Consider the following 4,513-nt stretch of genomic DNA (forward strand, 5'->3'; position numbering starts at 1 on the left):
CGGGGCCTCGCAGTATTCGCCAGCCACATGGCACGCTTCATGCGTTGCTCGGCGCGCTCCGGCTGGCGCCGCGAATCGATGATCAAGATCGCTCGCGGCACCGGCCGGCTCGCTCGATACCTCAACAGGGTGTCGCAAGAGTGCGCGGCGCGGGGCAGCGCACCGGGGTCAGTTTTGCCGAGGTGAGGACATATGGTGTTCGACGATTTGAGAGATAACGAATGGGCGCTGGTCGAGGCGCTGTTCTGTGCCGAACCTGCACGGAGCGAGCGACGCGGACGCCCGCGCGTGGAAGCGCGCGCTGTCGTCAATGCCGTGCTTTGGGTGCTGTCGACCGGCGAAGGCTGGTCGAAGCTGCCAGGCCGCTATCCGTCTCCGCCGACGTGCCGGCGCCGCTTCGACGAATGGCAGGCGGACGGCACGCTCATGGAGATCGTCAAGCGTTTAGGCACCTGCGGGCGCCAAATTTCGCTGCGCGGGCGGATCGGCGCAAACGCCGTCAAGCCGCCTGCGCCGCGTAGCCCGGATCGCCTGCGCGGTGCGTTCTGGACGAACCCGGAATCGTGGCGTGCGCCCGTGAAAATGGCGTAACGCGCATCGCGTCAGCGTCATAGGACGCGCGCCTTTCGATGCCGCCCGAGCCGAACTCGAGCGGCATCGATTCGTCGGCGGATAAACGATGCGCGGCGCACGCCGATTGCCGCCGCGCTTGCCGCTCGTCTGATTCCTTAATCTATTTCCCTTTCGCTTTTCGATCGCGATTTCGATTCGCTTGGCATCGCGACGCCAAACGATTCCGAAACATCCATTTACTAATATTTACAGCGTGCTTTCGCCCATGAGCCTATCGTGTCCCTATGCGGACACGCCGCCGGCATGTCGTGCCCGGAGCTCATTGAATGAAGGCAGCGATTTACGCAGCGCGCTTGCTCGTATGCGGTGTCATTCTCGCGCATGCGGTTCTCGCGCGTGCGCGACCCCCTCACGGACCACCCACGCGGCCGCCTGAAATGGCCGCCGGCTGGCGCGCGCCGCCGTCAAGCCCCCCCGACGCCGCGTCGGCGCCGCGGGGCAACTTGCGAGGGGACATCGAAAACAATGCGCGCTGGAGCGGCAACGCCCCCCGCCCGCCCTCTCCCCCGCGACGCTGATTCGCACCGACAAACCGAAACCTAGGGAACCACTAGCCGTTTTGCTAGTCGTAGTCAGTGCCATGAGCACAGCGTGGCAGCAGAAATATCCGGTACCCGTATCCTTGCGATACGGGTTTTTTTGGATAAATACCGCTAAGCGGTGTAACGTGGAACGGCGCCCCGGCGCAATCGGCGCTATTGCCTCAATTCGACGGCGGCGTTGGCCTCGCCTAGAACATATTCGCTCGTGCGTGCGTCGGTCCAGCTTTGCGCGCGCTCTTCCCGCGCCAACCGGTTGAATTCGGCTCGACCGCGATCGGTCAGCACCGCGATGTCGACCGGCGCATGAAAACCCGCCCCCGGCGCTACCGTGCGCTGGCGGACCGTTTCCATCAAGCCGAGCCCTCGCAGATATTCGAACACCCCAGGGCGCTTGGCCCATGGAACCTGACGATATTGCACTCGCCTAAGCGCTTCGAGCACCGCTTCGTTGGAATACGTGGTCATCTCGACTCTTTCTTAAAGTGCAGCCGTCGTCACACTTGACGGCGCATGCCGTGCGGCAGCCGGTACAGGTATGCGCCAAGCCGCCGAGCCGGGGCGGCGACCGAATGGTTCGGCGCCGTCGATCGCTGGTCCTGCCTATAATCGGGCGCCTTCGCGCGCAAAAGAATGCGGATTGCCCGTGGTACTTCCAATGCACCGCCGGCTGCGCGCGATGCTTTTCCCCGAACCCATACGTTACCCCATCTCAATTGATCATATTCACTTTATTCCTGCTTTTTTTGGCAGTTTTCGTGCTATGGCGCGGCGCACGCATGCTCTGCGCGGTCATCGGTTTGGCGCTCTTTTGGCTGCTGGCGGCCGGTTGGCTGACCGCCCCGCTGCTCGCCAGCGTGCAGGACGGCGCGTTACGCTACCCGCCGCCGCGGTTCGGCGAGCGCACCGTCATCGTCTTGCTGGGCGCGGGAACGAAGCATGACGCGCAAGGCGTGCTCGTGCCGAAGCAGGACGCGATGCAGCGCATCGCGACCGCGGCGTCGCTGTATGCGCGATGCAAGCAAGAGGCGCCGCATTGCCAGGTGGTCGTAAGCGGCGGCAATCCGCAAGGTCACGAAGCGGCAGAGGCCGACAACTATGCGCCCTATCTATTGCGCGCGCATGTCGCCCGCGACGATCTCCTGCTCGAGAACAAGAGCCGCACCACGTATGAAAACGCCCAGTACGTCGCACGTATTTTGCGCAATGAACGTTACGATTCGTTGATGCTCGTGACGTCGGCCTACCACATGCCTCGTGCGCTCTTGGATTTTCGGCGATTCGCGCTCACGCCCACCCCCGTGGCATCGAGTGCAAGGGTCGCGCAGCGCGGTGTTTTGCCGCGCTGGAAAAATCTTGTCGCCGCCAACATCGCGTTGCATGAACTGATCGGTATGGTCCAGTTCTACGTCTATCGCGCGTTTGGCTGGTTCTGACTGAAAATGTCCCGACATGTAACGAGAAGTAACGGAACGTCGCATTTGCTCCACACGAATCGCGTTCTTGGGCTTATGCTGGCTAGAATTTGCAATGTCCAGCCGGACGGGCAGCATTTGGACCACCATCCATCCACTTTTCGCACGGAGGCAATAATGAAGAAAGCGTCCCTGACTGTCTTGGTTTCCCTGTCGATGCTGGCCGGCGCCGCTTATGCGCAGACCGAGGGCGGCGTCATGATGAGCACCGATCCGGCCAAAGCCGCCGACGTCGAGCAGCGTGCTCAAGCGTTGCAGCAGCAGCAACAGCAGATGCCGATGAACGAGACGATGCCGATGAAAAAGGCGCCGCGTCACCATAAGCCGATGCACAAGCCCATGCACAAGCATGCCGCGAAGGGCGCGGCCGCAGCGGCTCCCGCGAGCGGCGCCAGCCAGTAACCGAATCGCGCCGGCGGCGCTTGAACCGCCCATGCACGATGAGCCGAAGCCGGTTTCGCCGGCTTCGGCTTTTTGTTGGGTCGGGCCGAGCAGATCGGTATGCTAAAGTCGCGCACCGAATCGTTTCACCGTCTTACAAGATCGCACGCCACGCCGTGCGCAGAGGAAAGCATGAGCAACATCCAGTTGGATATCGAATGGACCGAGGCTGCATCGCGCAAAATCGAAAAGCTGATGCCGCGCGGGTCGCAAGAAGCGTTTCTGGCGCTGCCGCCCGTCGAATGTCTGCCGATGGAGGGCGATGTGCTGTTCCTCGGCCCGGCCGGCAAACAGCAGCCGTTCATCGTCGTCGAACGCCAATATCATCATGACGGCGATGCCGATTGGACGATCATCCTGATTTTGGACGTCCCGCAAGCAAGCCACTGATCACATCGGCAATTCGTTTGCAGTCCTAACGAACCCTCGCGGCACGGGCGTGGCCTTTTCCCGCTCGTATTGCGGGAGGACAAAAAAATACCCGCGTTCCGTGGAACGCGGGTAAAACCGTCGCCCTACGAGGATAGGCGACGGGGCCACCGACGCTCGCGCAAGGGACGCGAGCGGTGTCGTGTAAGGCGGCGCTTCGAATGGATGTCGAATGGCAACGCGCTCGTCGGTGCAGCCGCTGTGAACGCGGCACGCACATGACGACCGGTGCGTTATGGTCGAAGCCCGCCCTGGTCCTCCCTGCACTTTTGCCCTACGCGAGGTAAAAAGCAGTTTGCGTGCCACGCCAAATCGTCCAGATAAGCGATTGATTTAAAAGAGAAGTTTAAAAACGCGCCGGATAGAATCGTTTCGTCCGCGAAACGTTACCCCGTAACGTCACGTGACATCCGAACGATGGCCCGAACGGGCGTATTGGGACGCTGTCAAAAAAGAACCCGCCGAGCGGCGGGTTCCAGTCAAGCCTTGGTAGCTTCGATGACGGTCAGCGCAGCTGATCGACGAGCAGCGACATGATTTCCTTTGCCGGCGTCGAACGCTCGACGTTGCCCTTGTCGTCGACCACGGCCACGCGTGTTTGATTTTCCGTCACGGCTTTCACGTTGACGAAATACTGCTTGGCGACCTTTTCCTTGCGGCCGTGGAAGACCTGGCTCCAGAAGCCCTGTTCGTCCGAACTCTTATCCTTCGGATCGACATAGCGAATCGAGTAGAGGCCCTTCGTGCTATCGCGATCCTCGACCGTGAAATTCGAACGATCGAGTGCGAGGCCGACCCGCGCCCATGCTTGATCGTACGACTCGTCGAGCGTCAGTTCGGTCGACGTGTATTGCCCGTTGGTCGGTTGACGCGCCGGCGCTGCCGCTTGCGCGGACATCGCAGCGTTGCGCGCGGCGATGGCGGCTTCGTCGGCATTGCCCTTGCCGGGCTTCGTCGCCGCCGTCGAACTCGCAGCGTCGGGGGCGATGTCGGCCG

At 61.9% G+C, this 4,513-nt stretch carries 5 protein-coding genes and 1 pseudogene; 4 read left to right on the top strand and 2 right to left on the bottom strand.

Translation table 11 applies throughout. The features are described 5' to 3' along the window. Positions 1-192: 192 nt before the first annotated feature. Positions 193-588: pseudogene (locus ACTHNR_RS16550) on the top strand (transposase); the annotation flags it as partial. Between the two features lie 740 nt (positions 589-1,328). Here ACTHNR_RS16550 and ACTHNR_RS16555 read toward each other — a convergent pair. Further along, a complete protein-coding gene (locus tag ACTHNR_RS16555) occupies positions 1,329-1,640 on the bottom strand; it encodes a hypothetical protein (protein ID WP_440548741.1) in 312 nt (103 codons plus the stop codon). Between the two features lie 311 nt (positions 1,641-1,951). On the opposite strand from ACTHNR_RS16555, the gene ACTHNR_RS16560 reads away from it, so the two are divergent. From ACTHNR_RS16560 to ACTHNR_RS16570, 3 genes are all read left to right on the top strand, one after another. Further along, positions 1,952-2,608 carry a YdcF family protein gene (locus ACTHNR_RS16560; RefSeq protein ID WP_440548742.1) on the top strand — a complete coding sequence of 219 codons (657 nt, stop codon included), beginning with the start codon at positions 1,952-1,954 and terminating at the stop codon, positions 2,606-2,608. A 156-nt stretch (positions 2,609-2,764) separates the two neighbouring features. Then, positions 2,765-3,049, top strand: a complete 285-nt coding sequence (locus ACTHNR_RS16565; RefSeq protein ID WP_440548743.1) for a hypothetical protein — start codon at positions 2,765-2,767, stop codon at positions 3,047-3,049. Between the two features lie 171 nt (positions 3,050-3,220). Then, positions 3,221-3,478 carry a DNA-binding protein gene (locus ACTHNR_RS16570; RefSeq protein WP_115535202.1) on the top strand — a complete coding sequence of 86 codons (258 nt, stop codon included), beginning with the start codon at positions 3,221-3,223 and terminating at the stop codon, positions 3,476-3,478. Positions 3,479-4,022: 544 nt separating this feature from the next. Here the strand turns inward: ACTHNR_RS16570 and bamC are convergent. After that, positions 4,023-4,513: outer membrane protein assembly factor BamC (bamC, locus tag ACTHNR_RS16575; protein WP_440548744.1), on the bottom strand; the 491-nt coding region annotated here is incomplete at its 5' end.

The sequence above is a fragment of the Trinickia sp. genome (assembly GCF_051954495.1).
Lineage (GTDB): Bacteria > Pseudomonadota > Gammaproteobacteria > Burkholderiales > Burkholderiaceae > Trinickia.

Coding starts and splice junctions, on each gene's coding strand:
- ACTHNR_RS16555 (WP_440548741.1), bottom strand. CDS start 1,640: ATGACCACGTATTCCAACGAAGCGGTGCTCGAAGCGCTTAGGCGAGTG.
- ACTHNR_RS16565 (WP_440548743.1), top strand. CDS start 2,765: ATGAAGAAAGCGTCCCTGACTGTCTTGGTTTCCCTGTCGATGCTGGCC.
- ACTHNR_RS16560 (WP_440548742.1), top strand. CDS start 1,952: ATGCTCTGCGCGGTCATCGGTTTGGCGCTCTTTTGGCTGCTGGCGGCC.
- ACTHNR_RS16570 (WP_115535202.1), top strand. CDS start 3,221: ATGAGCAACATCCAGTTGGATATCGAATGGACCGAGGCTGCATCGCGC.